Source organism: Bradyrhizobium sp. USDA 4506 (assembly GCF_054058795.1).
In genome coordinates, this window is the sequence record NZ_JBSSBM010000002.1 from 2,482,005 (window position 1) to 2,499,409 (window position 17,405).

Below are 17,405 nucleotides of genomic sequence, written 5' to 3' on the forward strand. Positions count from 1 at the left end.
GTTAGAACCGGTCCAGCCGATACGGCGAGGTGTCCACCGCGGATGCCTCGCCGTTCATCGTTTCGGCCAGCACCCGCGCGGTCGCGGGGCCGAGCGTGAAGCCCTGATGGCCGTGGCCGAAATTCACCCACAGCCCGCGATGCCGCGGCACCGGCCCGAGCACCGGCAGCATGTCGGTTGTGCAGGGGCGGGTGCCGAACCACGGTTCGGGCTCGACGCGGCTGCCGATCTCGATCAGCTCGCGCGCCGCCGCTTCGGCGTAGCCGAGCTGGATCGGCGTCGCCGGTGCGTCGGGACTGGTCAGCTCCGCGCCGGTGGTGATGCGGATGCCCTTGGCCATCGGCGCCATCGCGTAGCCATTTGCAGTGTCGACCAGCGGCAGGTCGAGCGAGCGGCCGCCCTGGTAGTGCATGTGGTAGCCGCGCTTGCGTACCAGCGGGATCCGGTAGCCGAACTTGCGCAGCAATTGCGGTGACCACGGGCCGAGCGTGACCACGACGTGGGCGGCATCGATCCGGCCGCCACTGGTGTCGACCGACCAGCCGGACGTCGTCTCCGTCAGCGTCTGGGCGTCGCCGCGCAGCAGCTTGCCGCCGAGGCGCTCGAACAGTCCGGCATAGGCGGAAACAAGCCCGCCGGGGTCCGACACGGTCCAGGGCCCAAGCCAGTGAATGGCGCCGGGCAGGTCGTCGCGCAGCAACGGCTCCGCCTTGGCGAGCTCGCGGCCGTCAAGCACGCGAAACGTCACGCCGAAGTCACGCTGGTTCTCCTCGGCGATCGCAATGGCCTGTTCGAGCGCGGCCGGGTCGCGATGCAGCAGGCGATAGCCGGCGCGGCGGATCAGATTATCGGCATGGGCATCGCGGATCAGCGTGTCATGCTCGGCGGTGGCGTAGGCGATCAGGCGCGCCCAGGCGAGGGTCGCTTCGCGGTGCCGCTCGGGCGTCGAGTTCCACCAATAGCGCAGCAGCGGACCGGCGTGCTGCGGCAGCGACGCCAGGCGATAGCGCACGTCGTTGGTGCGTCCCATCGCGATCCTGGCAAGGACGGCAGGATCGCGCGGCATCGGGTAGGGCCGCACCGCCTCGCTCTGAATGATGCCGGCATTGCCGTAGCTGGTTTCGCGGCCTGGTTCCCTGCGGTCGACGAGCGTCACCGACCAGCCGCGACGCTGCAGATGCAGCGCCGTGCTGACGCCCACCATGCCGCCGCCAAGAACGATCGCGCTTTGCATTGGGATCCGTCTCCGTCAGGCTCCGTTACGCCGGCGTCTGACGAACGGATTGCCTGTTCAACAAAAACGCCCGGCGTGAACCGGGCGTTTTGACTTGCAGGTGGCGCTAGTTGCCGCCGCCGAAGCGGCGCGACCACCAGCCCTTGCGGGCCGGAGCCTCGGCCGCAGCGGCCGGTGCCGGCTCTGGAGCAGCCGCGGCCGGCTCAGGGGCTTCCTCCGCGGGGCTCTGAACGAGCGCCGCTGATGCCTCGGGCAGTGGGCTCGACGCGAAGTTGACCTTTTCGCGCACCGTCGAGCGGCGGCGCTGCGCGCGGTCGCCTTCGGCAGCCGTGTCCTCGGCTGCAGACGCCGCGGCGGTTTCGGGCTCGGGTGCCGCGACCGGCTCGACGGGTGCGACCTCGGTCGGCTGCCACTCCGGCGGCTCGGCGACCAGTTCGGGCTGCGCCAGCGAGGGAGCCGGCTCCGCATCATGACTATCGAAATCGGCGACTGCGTCGGAGGCCTCCGACGTCGCCGCCGGGCTCAACTCATCGGAGATCGATCCGGCGAGACCGTCATCCGGTCCGCCACCGCCGCGCCGGCGGCGGCCGCCACGGCGCCCGCGGCGCCGCGGACGGCGATCGCCATTGCCGGCCTGGTCGTCGCGGGCAACGCCCTGCTGCTCGTCGCCTTCGTCCTCATCACCTTCGGCTTCGGCGGCAGCAACCGCCTCGGTGCCTTCGGGCAGGACATGCATGAGATCGCCGTCCTCGCGCGGCTGCTGGGCGCCTTCACGCGCCTCGCTGCCGCCGCGGCCGCGACGCCGGCGGCGCCGCTTGCGGCGCTGACCGTCGCCTTCGCCCTCGGCGGAGCCTGCTTCATCACCGGCCGCCCGCTCGTCGGCGAGGCCTTCGGTCTCGTCGGTCTCGATCTCGGCCTCGTATTCGAACAGCTCTTCCTCGTCATCGGCCTCTTCGGCCTGGGCCGGCGCAGCGGCAGCCTGCGCAGCGAGCAGCGCCTTGGCCGCTTCGAGCGTATGCACCTGTTCGCCGCGGTCGATGATGTAGGACTGCTGGCCGTGCACCGTGGCGTCCGCGACGATCGACAGCGAAACCCGGAAGGAGTCTTCGAGGTCGCGCAGATGACCGCGCTTGTGATTGAGCACGTAGAGCGCGACGTCGGTGCGGGTGCGGACCACCAGATTGTGGGTCGCGCCCTTCATCAGGATTTCCTCGATGCCGCGCAACAGCTGCAGCGCCACCGATGAGACCGAGCGGACGTGACCGCTTCCGCCGCATTGCGGGCAGGGCTCCGTCGAGCTTTCGAGCACGCTGGCGCGGATGCGCTGGCGCGACATTTCCAAGAGGCCGAAATGCGAGATGCGGCCGACCTGGATCCGCGCACGGTCCTGGCGCAGGCAGTCGGACAGCTTGCGCTCGACCGCGCGGTTGTTGCGCTTCTCGTCCATGTCGATGAAGTCGATGACGATCAGGCCGGCGAGGTCACGCAGGCGCAATTGGCGCGCGACTTCTTCCGCCGCTTCCAGATTGGTCTTGAGCGCAGTGTCCTCGATATGGTGCTCGCGCGTCGCCCGTCCGGAGTTGACGTCGATCGAGACCAGCGCCTCGGTCTGGTTGATCACGATGTAGCCGCCGGAGCGCAACTGCACGGTCGGCGAGAACATCGCGTCGAGCTGGCTTTCGACGCCCATGCGCGAGAACAGCGGCTGGCCGTCGCGATATTGCTTCACCGCCCGCACATTGGCCGGCATCAGCATCTTCATGAAGTCGCGCGCTTCACGGTAGCCGGCTTCGCCCGCCACCTGGATCTCGTCGATCTCCTTGTTGTAGAGGTCGCGCAGCGAGCGCTTGATCAGCGAGCCTTCTTCGTAGACCAGCGTCGGCGCCTGCGACTTCAGCGTCAGGTCGCGCACCGTTTCCCACATCCGGATCAGGTATTCGAAGTCGCGCTTGATCTCCGGCTTGCTGCGGGAGGCGCCGGCGGTGCGCAGGATGATCCCCATGCCCTCGGGCACGTCGAGATCCTGCACCACTTCCTTCAGCCGCGAACGGTCCTGGGCGGAGGTGATCTTGCGGCTGATGCCGCCGCCGCGCGCGGTGTTGGGCATCAGCACGGCGTAGCGGCCGGCGAGCGACAGATAGGTGGTCAGCGCGGCGCCCTTGTTGCCGCGCTCTTCCTTGACGACCTGCACCAGCATCACCTGCCGGCGCTTGATCACTTCCTGGATCTTGTACTGGCGGCGCGGACGGAACGGGCGCTCCGGAACCTCCTCGAGCACATCGTCGCCGCCGACCGACTCGACGACGTCCTCTTCCTCGCCTTCCTCGCCGTCATCCTCTTCGTCATCTTCGCCGGCCTCGTCGCCAGGCCCGGTCTCTGGCGCGACCACCTCGGCGAGCGCGCCGTATTCGGCGACCGCGTGCTCATCGGCGGCGGCGTGAACCTCGTCGGACGCCACATGCGGCGCGTCGTCGGCATGCGCGGCGTTTTCCTCGATCTGCTCCTCATGGGCGCGCTCGGGCTCATGATTGACCTCGACCGTCTCGACGGTCTCGGGCGCGGCCGACGCGGCGGAGGCTTCGACCACAGCAACGACGGGGTCGGACGGGGCGTCGGCAACCGCCGCCTCGCTCACCTCGGGGGCGTGGTCGTGATCATGTGCATGATCGTGGTCGTGATGGTCGTCGTGACCATGATCGTGGTGGCCATGATCGTCGTGGTCATGCTCATGGTCCTCGTGATGCGCATGATCATGCTCCTCATGCTCGTGGCCTTCGTGGGCGACCACGCCGTGATCGTGGTGCCCGGCATCTTGCTCATGATGCTCGGCATCGACGGGATGTTCGTGGGCCTCGATGGTGGGCAGCGCCTGCGTGTCGTTCGCCCCCTCGATCACCTCGCTCTGGACGCGCTCGCCATGGCCGCGCCGACGGGCGTTGCGATGGCGCGACCGGCGGCGATGGCCGCGGTTCTCGTGCTCTTCCTCGGCCTCGCGATGGGCGCGCTCGTCGGCCTCGATCAGCGCCTGACGGTCGGCGACCGGGATCTGGTAATAGTCGGGATGGATTTCGCTGAAGGCCAGGAAGCCATGCCGGTTGCCGCCATACTCGATGAAGGCGGCCTGCAGCGACGGCTCTACGCGCGTAACCTTGGCGAGATAAATGTTGCCGCGCAGCTGTTTGCGCTGGGCGGTCTCGAAATCAAACTCTTCGACGCGATTGCCACGGACCACAACGACCCGGGTCTCTTCCGGGTGGGTGGCATCGATCAACATCTTGTTGGGCATTTTGGAGCTCTTGACGGCGGCGGGCGCGGATCATGGCGCGCGCAAACTGCGCCGCCCGGTGACGCGACGGTCCACCTGATTCGGGGGTGAGGGGAAGGCCGAAACGCATCTCGCGGCGCAGCGCCGGACGGGAACTCACCGGGATGATGCGACGGGCGAAGTTTTCACCTCGCGTCAGCGCGATCATTCGGGGGATCCTGGTCGGCAATGCAGTCTGGCGCATTAAGCGTCGGCCCGTCTAAACATGTTGGCGGCGAAAAATACCGCCGTATCTTTTGCTGAAAGCCCCGTCTGGCGCCGAAGCGCCTGCCGGCCATCGCATATCGAGGCCCCAAGGGACCGGATAATCGGTTATGCCTTGTCTCAAACCGTCCCTCTGGCGAGGGAGTGTGCCTGGGACCGGACGCCGCTCGGGCTTGAATCCGCCACTCCGTGTCAGCCGCGCGCGGCGCTGGCTGGGGAGGGACCGGAAAAACACGGCGGGATCTTCGATCGGGAAGGTTCCACCGCTGCACCGGGAGGCTGAACGCGACACAACCGGGAGTACTAGCCGTCAGCACCTCGTACATACGTGGATTGACCGCCGCGTGCAAGGGAAGCGTCACGCCGCCGCAACACTCGGTTCTTTTCACCGGAGCGTCATTAGGGGGCGATTAACCGTGTGGTTCTAATGCGGTAAGAAGCAGCTGGGAGGCTACGAATCGGGTGGCGAACCGCGCAAAACACCTTGTTTTTCTGGGATGCGGGCTGTTGTGCGCCGCAGCATCGGTGTTTGCCATTGCCGGCGCCCCGAGCGCCGCCGAGGGACCGCAGAACGGCCCGCCGGCACCACCGGCCGCGAGCGCCCCGAATTTCCCGGTCGCATCCGGCGCCAGGCTCGCCGGCGACGCCAAGCAGTCCCGATTCATCCTCGACCTCGACCGCAAGATCGAGTTTCGCGCCTTCCCGCTGGCTGACCCCTACCGCGTCGTGGTCGATATCCCGCAGGTCGATTTTCAGCTCGCGGCCGGCACCGGCTCGGCGGGGCGGGGCCTGGTGAAGGCGTTCCGCTATGGCCTCGTGATGCCCGGCGGCTCGCGGATCGTGTTCGACCTGACCGGACCGGTGAAGATCGCCAATTCCTACGTGCTCGACGCCGCCAACGGCCAGCCGCCGCGGCTGGTGCTGGACTTCGAGGAGGTCGACCGCACCAGCTTCGTGCAGTCGCTGGCGCCCGCGAGCCGGCCCGAATCGAAACCGGCGATTTCCGAATCCACCACCGCCACCATTCCGGCCGTCACCTCGGCGGCGCTGCCGCCGGTCGCGGTCACCGACGCGCGCCCGCTGATCGTGATCGATCCCGGTCACGGCGGCATCGACAACGGCACGCAATCCGGCGACCAGACCGAGAAGAACCTGGTGCTGGGCTTTGGCCTTGCCCTGCGCGACCGGATCGAGAAGTCGGGCAAGTATCGGGTGGTCATGACGAGGTCCGACGACACCTTCATTCCGCTCAACGATCGGGTGAAGATCGCGCGCTCCCAGTCCGCGGCGCTGTTCGTCTCGATCCACGCCGACGCCCTGCCGCGCCGCGAGGGCGATGCCCAAGGCGCCACGATCTACACGGTGTCGGACAAGGCCTCCGACGCCGAGGCCGAACGGCTGGCCGAGGCAGAAAACAAGGCTGACGCCATTGCCGGCGTGAACCTGACCGACGAGCCGACCGAGGTCGCCGACATCCTGATCGACCTCGCGCAGCGCGAAACCAAGACGTTCTCCAATCGCTTCGCCCGTCTTCTGATGGACGAGATGAAGACCACGGTGCGGATGCACAAGCATCCGCTCAAATCGGCCGGCTTCCGGGTGCTGAAGGCGCCCGACGTGCCGTCCGTGCTGGTCGAGATCGGCTACGTCTCCAACAAGGGGGACCTCGAGCACCTGGTCTCCGAGAGCTGGCGGAACAAGGCGGTCGGCTCGATGGTGCAGGCGATCGACACGTTCTTCGCCAAACGGCTGGCAACTGCCGGGTCGGCAAAGTGAAATCGGCTCGCTGAAAAGCCGGGGCCGCTGCGCCGAAGCCCTAGTTTGGCCACAGCCGCGACGGTATAGACAATGGACCGCAGGTCCGCAGAATCGACCATATTGTCCGGCGGCTCTTGTATACTCGCGTGCGCAAGGTGGCTCGCTGGGCCAAGGCTTCGTTGTGTGAGGCTCTCGCACTTTTGGACAGGCGCTTCTGATGACTGAGCGCCGGAGGGTAGGAACGGAACGTCGATAATGCGCCTGCTCGTGCGGTTTATGGGTTTCTTGTTCGCCGCCGGAACCGTCGTGTTCCTGGTCGGTGTCGCCGCCGTCGCTGGCGCCATCTGGCATTTCTCCAAGGATTTGCCCGACTACTCGCAGCTGCAGGACTATGAGCCGCCGGTGATGACCCGCGTGCATGCCACCGACGGCGCGCTGCTTGGCGAATACTCCAAGGAGCGCCGGCTCTATCTGCCGATCCAGGCGGTGCCGAAGCTCGTGATCAACGCCTTCCTCGCCGCCGAAGACAAGAACTTCTACGAGCACGGTGGCATCGACTATCAGGGCATGGCGCGCGCTGCCATCCTTTATGCGCAGAACTACGGCTCGAACCGCCGCCCGCAGGGCGCCTCGACCATCACCCAGCAGGTCGCGAAGAACTTCCTGCTCACCAACGAGGTCTCGTTCAGCCGTAAGATCAAGGAAGCCTTGCTGGCGATGCGCATCGAGCGCGCCTATTCCAAGGACCGCATCCTCGAGCTCTATCTGAACGAGATCTATCTCGGCCTCGGTGCCTACGGCATCGCGGCGGCGTCGCTGGTCTATTTCGACAAGTCGGTCAACGAGCTGACGATCGCGGAGGCATCCTATCTCGCTGCGCTGCCGAAAGCGCCGGCGGCGCTGCATCCGGTGCGCAACCGTGACCGCGCGATCGAGCGCCGCAACTATGTGATCGATCGTCTGCTGGAGAACGGCTGGATCAAGCAGGCCGACGCCGACAAGGCGCGCAAGGACCGGCTCAACGTCACCAGCCGCTCGAACGGCGCGCACATCTTCGCCGGCGAATATTTCGCCGAGGAAGTCCGCCGCGACATCTTCGAGCGCTACGGCGAAAAGAAGCTCTACGAGGGCGGCCTGTCGGTGCGCACCACGCTCGATCCCAAGATCCAGGTGATGGCGCGCAAGACCATGGTGGCGGGGCTCGTCAATTACGACGAGGCGCAGGGTTGGCGCGGGGCGCTGCACAAGCTCGACATTTCCGGTGACTGGGGCGTCAAGCTCGCCGACGTGAAGTCGCTGTCCGACATCTCGCCGTGGCGGATGGCTGTCGTGCTCGAGACCAGCGATCAGTCGGCGCGGATCGGCTTCCAGCCGGGTCGCGAGCTCGGCGGCGCGGTCAGCAAGGAGCGGCAGACCGGCATCATCACGATGGACGGCGTGCGCTGGGCCAAGACCAAGGGCAAGGCGCCGACCGCCGTTTCGCAGGTGCTGCAGCCCGGCGACGTGATCTACGCCGATCCGCTGGTGACCAAGGACGGCAACGCGGTCGAAGGCCAGTATCGCCTGCGGCAATTGCCTGAAGTGTCCGGCGCCATGGTGGCGATGGATCCGTGGACCGGCCGCGTGCTCGCGATGGTCGGCGGCTTCTCGTTCGACCAGAGCCAGTTCAACCGCGCGACGCAAGCCTACCGGCAGCCGGGTTCGTCGTTCAAGCCGATCGTGTACTCGTCGGCGCTGGACAATGGCTATACGCCGTCGACCACCGTGATCGACGCGCCGATCGAGATCGATCAGGGGCAGGGCGCCGGCGTGTGGCGTCCGGAAAACTATTCGACCGGCAAATATTACGGCCCGACCACGCTGCGCAACGCGTTGCAGCGCTCGCTCAACACCGTGACGGTGCGGCTCGCGCAGGACATCGGCATGCCGCTGGTCGGCGAATACGCCAAGCGCTTTGGCGTCTATGACGAATTGCCGAACTATCTGTCGTATGCGCTGGGTGCCGGCGAAACGACCGTGATGCGCATGGTCACGGCCTATTCGATGTTCGCCAATGGCGGCCGCCGGGTGAAGCCGACGCTGATCGATCGCATCCAGGATCGCTACGGGCATACCATTTTCAAGCACGACACCCGCGAATGCCGCGGCTGCGACGCGCCCGGGGGCTGGAAGAGCCAGCCGGAGCCGCAGCTCGTCGACCGCCGCGAACAGGTGCTCGATCCGATGACCGCCTACCAGATCACCGAGATGATGGAAGGCGTGGTCCAGCGTGGCACCGCGACCGTCGTGAAGGAGGTCGGCAAGCCGATCGCCGGCAAGACCGGCACCACCAACGACGAGAAGGACGTCTGGTTCGTCGGCTTCTCGCCCGATCTCGCAGTCGGCGTCTACATGGGCTACGACAAGCCGCGCAATCTCGGCCGCGCCGCCACCGGTGGCCACGTCGCCGCGCCTATCGCCCGCGATTTCCTCAAGCTTGCGCTCGCCGACAAGCCGCCGACGCCGTTCAAGGTTCCGGCCGGCATCAAGCTGATCCGCGTCGACGCCAAGACCGGCATGCGCGCCGGTCCCGGCGACGGCGGCAACACCATCCTCGAAGCCTTCAAGCCGGGCACCGCGCCGCCGGAGAACTATTCGGTCATCGGCGTCGCCGATGCCGATGGGCGCGGCCCTGCGCCTGGCCCGCAGCCGTCGCAGAATGGGGCGCAGCCGGATGGCGGCTTCTTCATGCGTCCGGGAACCGGGGGGCTTTACTAGCGGTCGATCCGGCCAAATCGCCGGGATAGTGCGGCCAAGTCGATTGCGCTTTGCCGCGCCGGTCGCTACATCCCCCGGAACCTTTTTAGCCAACACCTGAAAGACCATGCGCGCGGAAATCGAACGCCTTGTTGAAGAGATCAAGCAGTCAGTCGGGCTGCTGAGGAGGCATCTTTGACGTCGAACAATCGACGGCACGCCTCGCTGAGCTGAACAAGCTCGCAGAAGACCCCAATCTCTGGAACGATCCCCAGAAGGCCCAGCGGCTGATGCAGGAGCGTACCTCACTGGAGGACGCGCTCTCAGGCATCGGCAAGGTCGAGCGCGAGCTCGAGGACAATATCGGCATGATCGAGCTCGGCGAGGCCGAGAACGATGAGGGCGTGGTCGCCGAGGCCGAGAAGGCGCTCAAGGATCTCAAGAAGGAGGTCGCCCGGCGCGAGCTGGAGGCGCTGCTGTCGGGCGAGGCCGACAAGTTCGATTCCTATCTCGAAGTCCATGCCGGCGCCGGCGGCACCGAGAGCCAGGACTGGGCGCAGATGCTGCTGCGCATGTACACGCGCTGGGCGGAGAAGCACGGCTTCAAGATCGAGTTCCTCGAAGAGTCCCAGGGCGAAGAGGCCGGCATCAAGTCAGCCACCATCCAGATCAGTGGCCACAACGCCTATGGCTGGTTGAAGACCGAGGCCGGCGTGCATCGCCTGGTGCGCATCTCGCCGTTCGATTCCAACGCGCGGCGGCACACCTCGTTCTCGTCGGTGCAGATCTTCCCCGTGATCGACGACTCCATCAAGATCGAGATCAAGGAGTCCGATGTCCGCACCGACACCATGCGGTCGGGCGGCGCCGGCGGTCAGCACGTCAACAAGACCGAATCGGCGGTGCGCCTCACCCATATTCCGACCGGCATCGCCGTGGTCTGCCAGGCCGGCCGCTCCCAGCACAAGAACCGGGCGCAGGCCTGGGACATGCTGCGCGCGCGGCTCTATGAGATCGAGCTGAAGAAGCGCGAGGAGCAGGCTGCTGCCGATCAGGCCGCCAAGACCGACATCGGCTGGGGTCACCAGATCCGCTCCTACGTGTTGCAGCCGTATCAGATGGTGAAGGACCTGCGCACCGGTGTGCAGACCTCCGACACGTCGGGGGTGCTCGATGGCGACCTCGATGAATTCATGGCGGCGACCTTGGCGCAGCGTGCCTTCGGCACCGGGCCAGGATCCGTCGAAGATGTGGATTAGCCCATGCCGCGCGTCGCTTTCATCGGATTGGGACGCATGGGCCATGGCATGGCCGGCCGTTACCTCGATGCCGGCTTCACGGTCGCCGTGTGGAACCGGAGTAGGGCCAAGGCCGCGGACCTGATTGCCCGCGGCGCGCTGTGGGCGACCTCGCCGGAGGATGCCGCGATCGACGCCGATGCGGTGGTGACCATGGTCGCCGACGACGAGGCCTCGCGCGCGGTCTGGCTGACCAAGGACGGCGCTGCCGCCAACATGAAGGCCGGTACGCTCGCGATCGAATGCTCCACGGTCTCATACCAGCACACGCTGGAGATGGCGCGCGAGCTCAACAGCCGCAGCCTGATCTACATCGATTGTCCGGTCACCGGCCTGCCGGAGGCGGCGGCCGCCGGCAAGCTGACGCTGCTAGTGGGCGCTGATCCGGCCGATCTCGAACGCGCGCAGCCCTATCTCGCGCCGATCGGCAGCACGATCCGGCATTTCGGCCCCGTCGGCACCGGCACCGTGTTCAAGCTGATCAACAACCTGATCGGCGCGGTGCAGATCGCAAGCCTCGCCGAGGGCGTGGCGATTGCCGAGCAGGCGGGCCTCGACATGCAATTGGTCGCCGAGGCGCTGGCGACCGGCGCGGTGGCAAGCCCGCAGGTGATCCGCCACAGCAAACGGATGATCGACCGCAACTTCTCCGGCGCCTCCTTCACCGCGGCGCTGCGCCACAAGGATGCCGACTACGCCGTGCGGCTCGCCGAGACCTTGCTGCCCGGAGTACCCGTCAGCCGCGCCGCGCTCGCCGCCTACGAAAAGGCGAAGGCCCATGCGCCCGACGCCGACGAGGGCCAGATGATCGAGATCGTGTCGCGGCCGAAATAGGCGGGCCGCCATTGTCGGAAATCGGGTGGGAATATTCGCGGCGCTGCCCTAGTCACCTGTCCGACTGCAGGTGAGTGCCCGACATGCCTTCCGCCGACAACTGGATCGATCGCCGCGACTGGGGGCTGCTTGTCCTGCTGTCGGTACTCTGGGGCGGCTCGTTCTTCTTCAACGGCGTGATCCTGCGCGAATTGCCGCCGCTGACCCTGGTGCTGTTGCGCGTCGTGCTCGGCACGATCATCCTGCTGCCGCTGCTGCGGGCCGCCGGAATCGAATTCCCGCGCAGCCTGTCCGGCTGGGCGCCGTTCGTTGCGATGGGGCTGTTCAACAATGTGCTGCCGTTCGCGCTGATCGTGTTCGGGCAGACTTATATTCCGAGTGGGCTGGCCTCGATCCTCAACGCGACGACGCCGCTGTTCGCGGTGATCGTGATGGCGGCGGTCGGCGAGGAACGGTTGCAAGCGCGCCGCGTGGCGGGCGTTCTGGTCGGGCTGATCGGGGTTGCGATCCTGCATGGCGATGCGCTCGGCTTCGAGAGCCGGCAGGGCATCGGCATCCTGCTGTGCCTCGCGGGCGCCTTCAGCTACGGCATCGCGGCGCTAGTCGGGCGGCGGCTGCCGCAGCGCGTGCCGCCGCTGGGGACCGCGACGTTCCAGATGATGGCCTCGGCGGTGCTGATGGCGCCCATCGCCGCCGTCGTCGATCGGCCGTGGCTGTTGCCGATGCCGCATCCCGCGACATGGCTCGCCGTGCTCGGGCTCGCGGCGCTGTCGACGGCGCTGGCCTATATAGTGTTCTTTCAGATCCTGCAGCGCTCCGGCGCGACCAATGTGATGCTGGTGACGCTGCTGATTCCGGTCACCGCGATGCTGCTCGGGTATCTCGTGCTCGGCGAGCCGATCGCACTGCGCGAGGTGATCGGCGCGCTGGTGATCGCGAGCGCGCTGCTCTTGATCGACGGCCGCGTGCTGGCCTGGTTCAGCCGCGCGCCTGCTTCCACGCCGCATACCATCCGCTGAAGCGGCCGCTGTCACGCTCGCCGCCGTGCCAGGCGGCGTAGGCGGTGCCGTCGTCGGCGACCAACACCACGGCATCTAGCCCCTTGGAGCGGCGCAGCGTGTCCATCGCCTGCGCCGGCGTCTGCGCGATCGGACCTGCGACGTTGAACGAGGTGTTGACCGACATCTCGACGCCGATATGGCGGCCGAGCGCCTTCAGATAGGCGTAGGTGAGGGGATCGTCGGCCTCGCGCACGATCTGGATGCGGCCGGTGCCGTCGGCATGCACCACCGCCGGAATTTTCGCGCGCGCCTCGGGCTTCGAATGCGCCGTCAGCACCATGTAGTTATAGGCGTTGTAGTCGGCGTCGGAGGCGCCGTCTGCGAGCTCGAAATAATCGCGCGCAGCTTGCAGTGTCGCCATCGGTGCCAGCGGCCGGATCGCCTCGCGATACTTGACGCGCTCGTTGAGCCGCTCGCGCACCTCGGGGTCGCAGGGATTGGCGAGGATCGAGCGATGGCCGAGCGCGCGCGGGCCGGTTTCGGCGGCGCCCTGATAGATCGCGATCACGCCGCCTCGCGCCACCATGGACGCCATCAGGTCGGCAACCGCGTCGCGCCCTTCTGATGTCGCCACATTGCCGATCTCGGTCGAGGCGACGTCGTCGGCTTGCAGCGCCGTCGCGATGTCGGCGTTCGAGGGCGGCAGGCCGCAATAGAATGCGTGCGACAGCGGCGCGCCGCGCGGCGCGCCCGCCATATGCGCGAACAGCCAGGCGGCGCCGATCGGCACGCCGGGATCGCCGGGCACCGGCGGCACCCACATATGCAGCCGCGTCTTGCGCTGCTGTGCGCCTTCGAACCAGGCCTCGTCGAAATGCTCGAGCAGACGCATGTTGCCGAGCGCGTTCAGCGCGACGCCCCCGGTCAGCACCAGGCGGTCGGTGCCGGTGGTGCGCAGGAGATGGTCGATGACATGGATCATCGCGTCCTCGAACACCAATTGCGTCGCGGCCGCCTTGTCGACGCGGTCCTTGGTGTCGGGGCGGTGATTGATGTTCTCGACGCGCAGCACGGCGTCGGGATTCCAGAGCTGGTCGGGGCGCAGCGGCGGGCCGAGAATGTCGATCAGCGGCTGATGATAGGGATTGTCGGCGGGATCGGCGTACCAATTGGCCATCGCGCGATTGAGCTGAACGCTGCCATTGGGCCCGAGCTGTAGCACCGCCTTCAAGCGCTGATAATACGGATTGGTGGCGCGGTTCATGTCGCCCCAGGCGGCGGCGCCCATGTAGCGGCCCTCGCTGGAGAGCCAGGTCCAGCCGCCCTGGCTGGATGAGATCACGGTGTAGAAAGCACCGAGCGAGTCGAACAGGCTCTCGTTGCAATAGAGCTGCTTCATCTCGCCGTTCTCGGCGACATAGAGCGAGATCGAGCCGACGTCGCCGGTACCGTCGAGCACCGCGATCGCGACACGCTCGCGCGCATCGGCGAACGGCGAGGCCGTGAACGAGTACCAGGCGTGATTGTCGTGATGCGGCATGCAGATCAGCGGCAATTGCTTGTCGAGCCCGTACATCCTGCCGAGCCGGCGCGACAGCCGCCGCACCTGATCCAGCTGGCGCAGATTGATCGCCGGTGCGATCGGGGCGCGCAGCAGTTTGAGGCTGGCCGGCGCTTCCTCGAGCGAGGTGCGGATCAGCATCGCCAGCAGCGCCGGATAGTCCCATGTCGTGACGAAGGCGGCGATATCGCCGATGTCGCGGCCCATCCGCTGCAACACCTTGCGCATGTCGTCGAGCGCGTGTTGCGGGAACTCGTTGGTGTGCTTGTTACCGGAGAAGCGCTCTTCCTCGTTGTTGACGATCAGGCGCGGTCCGTCCTTCTGGGTGATCTCGACCAGCGCGACGCCGGTATTGTGCGTGCCGGGGCAGGCGAGGCCTGCGATATAGACGGTCTCGCCGCGCTGCAGCTTTTCGCGGATCGAGGCGATCGTGCGCTGCGCGAACGCGCCATTTGCCTTGTGCAGGCCACGCTTCGCCAGCGCAGACTCGCTGAGGCGGCGCGTGATCTCATAGCCCGCGGCCGCAAGATGCGGATGCCGCGGACCGGTACGGATGTCCGGTTTACGCAATCAGAACGCCTCGACTCGTGATCCCCAGATCGACCTTCAATCATAAATAGCGCCAGGCAACAATGCCGTTTCGCCCAACGGAAAAACCCAGCGCTTGCCAGCACATGCGTCTCTTGCGAGACTTGCCGCCAAAACCAACGACAAAAATCGGGAGAAAACGATGCCGGCTCGTTTCGGATATATTGGCGCAATCGCGGCGTTCGCAAGTGCGGCACTGATCGCGACCTCGGCCACCGCGCAGAAGAAATACGATCCCGGCGCGAGTGATGGCGAAATCAAGATCGGCAACATCATGCCATACAGCGGCCCGGCGTCGTCCTATGGGGTGATCGGCAAGACCGAGGCCGCGTTCTTCAAGATGACCAACGAGCAGGGTGGCATCAACGGCCGCAAGATCAACTTCATCAGCTACGACGACGCCTATTCGCCTCCGAAGGCGATCGAGCAGGCGCGCAAGCTGGTCGAGAGCGACGAGGTGCTGCTGATCTTCCAGCCGCTCGGCACGCCGTCCAATTCGGCGATCATGAAATACATGAATGCCAAGAAGGTGCCGCAATTGTTCGTCGCCTCCGGCGGCACCAAATTCGGCGACCCCAAGAACTTCCCCTGGACGATGGGCTTTCAGCCCAACTACCAGAGCGAGGGCCGCATCTACGCAAAGTACATTCGCGACAAATTCCCTGACAGCAAGATCGCGGTGTTCTGGCAGAATGACGATGCCGGCAAGGATCAGTTCAAGGGCCTGAAGGACGGGCTCGGCGACAAGGTCGGCATGATCATCGCCGACAAGTCGTACGAGGTCTCCGATCCCTCGATCGATTCGCAGATCGTCGCGCTGCACGATTCCGGCGCCGACATCTTCTTCTCCTGGGCGGCGCCGAAGGGCTCGGCGCAGGCGATCCGGAAGGTGGGCGAGCTCGGCTGGAAGCCGAAATTCTTCCTCGCCAACACCGCGACCTCGGTCGCCTCGGTGCTGAAGCCGGCCGGACTCGAGTTCTCCAAGGGCATCATCTCGACCGCCTATCTGAAGGACCCGACCGATCCGACCTGGGACAAGGATCCGGCGGTGCAAAGCTGGCGCGCCTTCATGGACAAATATTATCCCGACGGCGACAAGGCCAATGCCAACAACCTCTATGGCTATGTCCAGGCCGAGGCGATGATGCAGGTGCTGAAGCAATGCGGCGACAATCTCACGCGCGAGAACGTGATGAAGCAGGCCGCCAGCCTGAAGAACTTCCACTCCGACCTGATGCTCCCGGGAGTCATGGTCAACACCTCCCCCGACGACTACTTCCCGATCGAGCAGATGCAGCTGATGCGCTTCAACGGCGAGGCCTGGGAGCTGTTCGGTGACGTCATCACCGGCGAGGTCGGGCACGAGGCGTCGCGGTAGGCGAGTGGTCGTTATGAGGGCGGCGCTGGCTCGGTAAACACCGCTGTCGTCCCGGCGAAGGCCGGGACCCATACGCCGCAGCGGATGTTGTTGAAGGGGCTCGTCGTTCCAGCATCGCGCAACAATCAGCATTTGTGGTTATGGGTCCCTGCTTTCGCAGGGACGACACCGAATGTGCTGCGCGGCGTGAGTCACAAATCTACGCCATAATTTTCTCCGGCTGGCGGGCGCGAAGCGCCATGCCGCCGGCGACGCCGACGCCGATCACGTACATCCAGCCCTCGTGAAAATCGGACAGATGCGAATTGAGCAGCGAGCTTGTGATGTTCTGCACGACCACGGCGAGTCCGATCCAGCTCACGAGATCGCGGCCGGCGAACAGCCTGACGTGGCTGATCCACATCGCGTAGAGCAGCAGGATGCCGATCAGCCCCCACTGGACCCCGACATTGAGGGTCTGGTTGTGCGGGTTGTTGATCACCTCGGCCTCAAGGCCGGCTTGTCCGACGGCATCCTGCGTGAACATGCGCCTGATCGCGCCGGTGCCGTGCCCGAGCCACGGCGCCTCGCCGATGAACTTCACCGACTTCCGCCAATAGGTCAGGCGCTGCGCCGTGGAAGCGATGCCTGACGTATCGTGGGCCCGATACTCGATGCCGACGTCGGCGATGCGCTGGCGGAGGTAGGGAGACGTGGTCCAGACCACGAGGCTGGTGACCGCGACGCCGGCGAACAGCAGCCGCGTGGCGCGCCGCGACAGATGCAGCGAGGCGAACAGGATCAACAGCACCGGCATGTAGACCAGCGCGGTCCGCGCAGAGACGACATAAAGCATGTTGGCGACGAACAGCAGCATCAGCGCGATGGCGCCGGCAGCGAAGCGCCATTGCCGGGCCCGCAGCGTCGTCAATGCCGGCAGTGCCAGCGCGAACGCACAGAGCGCGAACTCCTGACTCTGGTCGAGGTAGTTCTTGACCGGCACGCCGTCGGATGCGGTGTGCGCGAGCTTGAGCTGCGGCACCGCCAGCGCGATCCAGGACAGGATCATCAGCAGCGTGCACGATACCAGGAAGGCTACGAATACCCAGAGCCCGCGCTGTGAGCGCTGGAAATAGCCGAGCAGGAACGGCAGCAGCAGCAGCTTGCTGAGCGGCTTGATGCCTTGCAGCCGTTCGACCCAGCTCGTCTCCGACCACGCTAGGCCGATCACCGCGAGTGCGACCAGCGCGATCGGCAAGGCAAAGGCCGGTTGCGCGAGGTCGAGAATGAACTGCTCCCAGTCGATGGTCGGGATCACGGCGACAAGCCACAGCAGCATGAAGACGGCGAATGCCGTGGTCGACCAGGGTAGCGACGCCGCGGCCAAGACGATCAGGGTATCGGCGGCGCGGACATAGGGGACTGAGCCGGACCAGGTACGGACGCGATCGCGCCATCGTGCTGGCGGTTCGATTGCGAGACCAATGGCGTCGGAATCGGTGCTCATGA

The 17,405-nt window shown here is 66.1% G+C and carries 11 protein-coding genes; 7 read left to right on the plus strand and 4 right to left on the minus strand.

Annotated features, from left to right (window positions below; translation table 11 throughout):
• Position 1: 1 nt before the first annotated feature.
• Positions 2 to 1,234: an NAD(P)/FAD-dependent oxidoreductase gene (locus ACVIHF_RS13810; RefSeq protein ID WP_456792178.1), complete on the minus strand. Its 1,233-nt coding sequence runs from the start codon at positions 1,232 to 1,234 to the stop codon at positions 2 to 4.
• A 106-nt stretch (positions 1,235 to 1,340) separates the two neighbouring features.
• On the minus strand, positions 1,341 to 3,869 hold the full coding sequence (locus ACVIHF_RS13815) for an Rne/Rng family ribonuclease (RefSeq protein WP_456780632.1): 2,529 nt from the start codon (positions 3,867 to 3,869) through the stop codon (positions 1,341 to 1,343).
• A 27-nt stretch (positions 3,870 to 3,896) separates the two neighbouring features.
• Between ACVIHF_RS13815 and ACVIHF_RS13820 the strand changes: the two genes are divergently transcribed.
• From ACVIHF_RS13820 to ACVIHF_RS13845, 6 genes are all read left to right on the plus strand, one after another.
• Positions 3,897 to 4,610 carry a hypothetical protein gene (locus tag ACVIHF_RS13820; protein ID WP_309145031.1) on the plus strand — a complete coding sequence of 238 codons (714 nt, stop codon included), beginning with the start codon at positions 3,897 to 3,899 and terminating at the stop codon, positions 4,608 to 4,610.
• A gap of 615 nt (positions 4,611 to 5,225) precedes the next feature.
• Entirely contained in the window at positions 5,226 to 6,539 is a 1,314-nt protein-coding gene (locus ACVIHF_RS13825) for an N-acetylmuramoyl-L-alanine amidase (RefSeq protein WP_456792179.1), read from the plus strand.
• Between the two features lie 237 nt (positions 6,540 to 6,776).
• Entirely contained in the window at positions 6,777 to 9,278 is a 2,502-nt protein-coding gene (locus ACVIHF_RS13830; RefSeq protein ID WP_456792180.1) for a penicillin-binding protein 1A, read from the plus strand.
• A 106-nt stretch (positions 9,279 to 9,384) separates the two neighbouring features.
• Positions 9,385 to 10,516, plus strand: a protein-coding gene (prfB, locus tag ACVIHF_RS13835) for a peptide chain release factor 2 (protein WP_141342568.1) whose coding sequence is annotated in 2 segments (ribosomal slippage) — positions 9,385 to 9,453 and positions 9,455 to 10,516 — 1,131 coding nt in all. Because the reading frame shifts where the segments join, the coding sequence is not laid out codon by codon here.
• A 3-nt stretch (positions 10,517 to 10,519) separates the two neighbouring features.
• A complete protein-coding gene (locus ACVIHF_RS13840; protein ID WP_253608807.1) occupies positions 10,520 to 11,389 on the plus strand; it encodes an NAD(P)-dependent oxidoreductase in 870 nt (289 codons plus the stop codon).
• Between the two features lie 83 nt (positions 11,390 to 11,472).
• Entirely contained in the window at positions 11,473 to 12,408 is a 936-nt protein-coding gene (locus tag ACVIHF_RS13845; protein WP_253608806.1) for a DMT family transporter, read from the plus strand.
• Here ACVIHF_RS13845 and ACVIHF_RS13850 read toward each other — a convergent pair.
• Positions 12,368 to 14,521 carry a carbamoyltransferase C-terminal domain-containing protein gene (locus ACVIHF_RS13850; RefSeq protein ID WP_456780631.1) on the minus strand — a complete coding sequence of 718 codons (2,154 nt, stop codon included), beginning with the start codon at positions 14,519 to 14,521 and terminating at the stop codon, positions 12,368 to 12,370. The two genes, ACVIHF_RS13845 and ACVIHF_RS13850, sit on opposite strands and share 41 nt — an antisense overlap.
• Positions 14,522 to 14,681: 160 nt before the next feature.
• Here ACVIHF_RS13850 and ACVIHF_RS13855 point away from each other — a divergent pair, with 160 nt between their 5' ends.
• Positions 14,682 to 15,917, plus strand: a complete 1,236-nt coding sequence (locus tag ACVIHF_RS13855; RefSeq protein ID WP_253608802.1) for an ABC transporter substrate-binding protein — start codon at positions 14,682 to 14,684, stop codon at positions 15,915 to 15,917.
• A 199-nt stretch (positions 15,918 to 16,116) separates the two neighbouring features.
• Here ACVIHF_RS13855 and ACVIHF_RS13860 read toward each other — a convergent pair whose 3' ends face one another.
• Positions 16,117 to 17,403 carry an O-antigen ligase family protein gene (locus tag ACVIHF_RS13860; protein WP_456792181.1) on the minus strand — a complete coding sequence of 429 codons (1,287 nt, stop codon included), beginning with the start codon at positions 17,401 to 17,403 and terminating at the stop codon, positions 16,117 to 16,119.
• Positions 17,404 to 17,405 lie beyond the last annotated feature (2 nt).

Excerpts from the sequence above, each read along its gene's own strand:
- ACVIHF_RS13810 (WP_456792178.1), bottom strand. The coding sequence starts at position 1,234 with ATGCAAAGCGCGATCGTTCTTGGCGGCGGCATGGTGGGCGTCAGCACG.
- ACVIHF_RS13820 (WP_309145031.1), top strand. The coding sequence starts at position 3,897 with ATGATCGTGGTCGTGATGGTCGTCGTGACCATGATCGTGGTGGCCATG.
- ACVIHF_RS13830 (WP_456792180.1), top strand. The coding sequence starts at position 6,777 with ATGCGCCTGCTCGTGCGGTTTATGGGTTTCTTGTTCGCCGCCGGAACC.
- ACVIHF_RS13840 (WP_253608807.1), top strand. The coding sequence starts at position 10,520 with ATGCCGCGCGTCGCTTTCATCGGATTGGGACGCATGGGCCATGGCATG.
- ACVIHF_RS13845 (WP_253608806.1), top strand. The coding sequence starts at position 11,473 with ATGCCTTCCGCCGACAACTGGATCGATCGCCGCGACTGGGGGCTGCTT.
- ACVIHF_RS13855 (WP_253608802.1), top strand. The coding sequence starts at position 14,682 with ATGCCGGCTCGTTTCGGATATATTGGCGCAATCGCGGCGTTCGCAAGT.
- ACVIHF_RS13860 (WP_456792181.1), bottom strand. The coding sequence starts at position 17,403 with ATGAGCACCGATTCCGACGCCATTGGTCTCGCAATCGAACCGCCAGCA.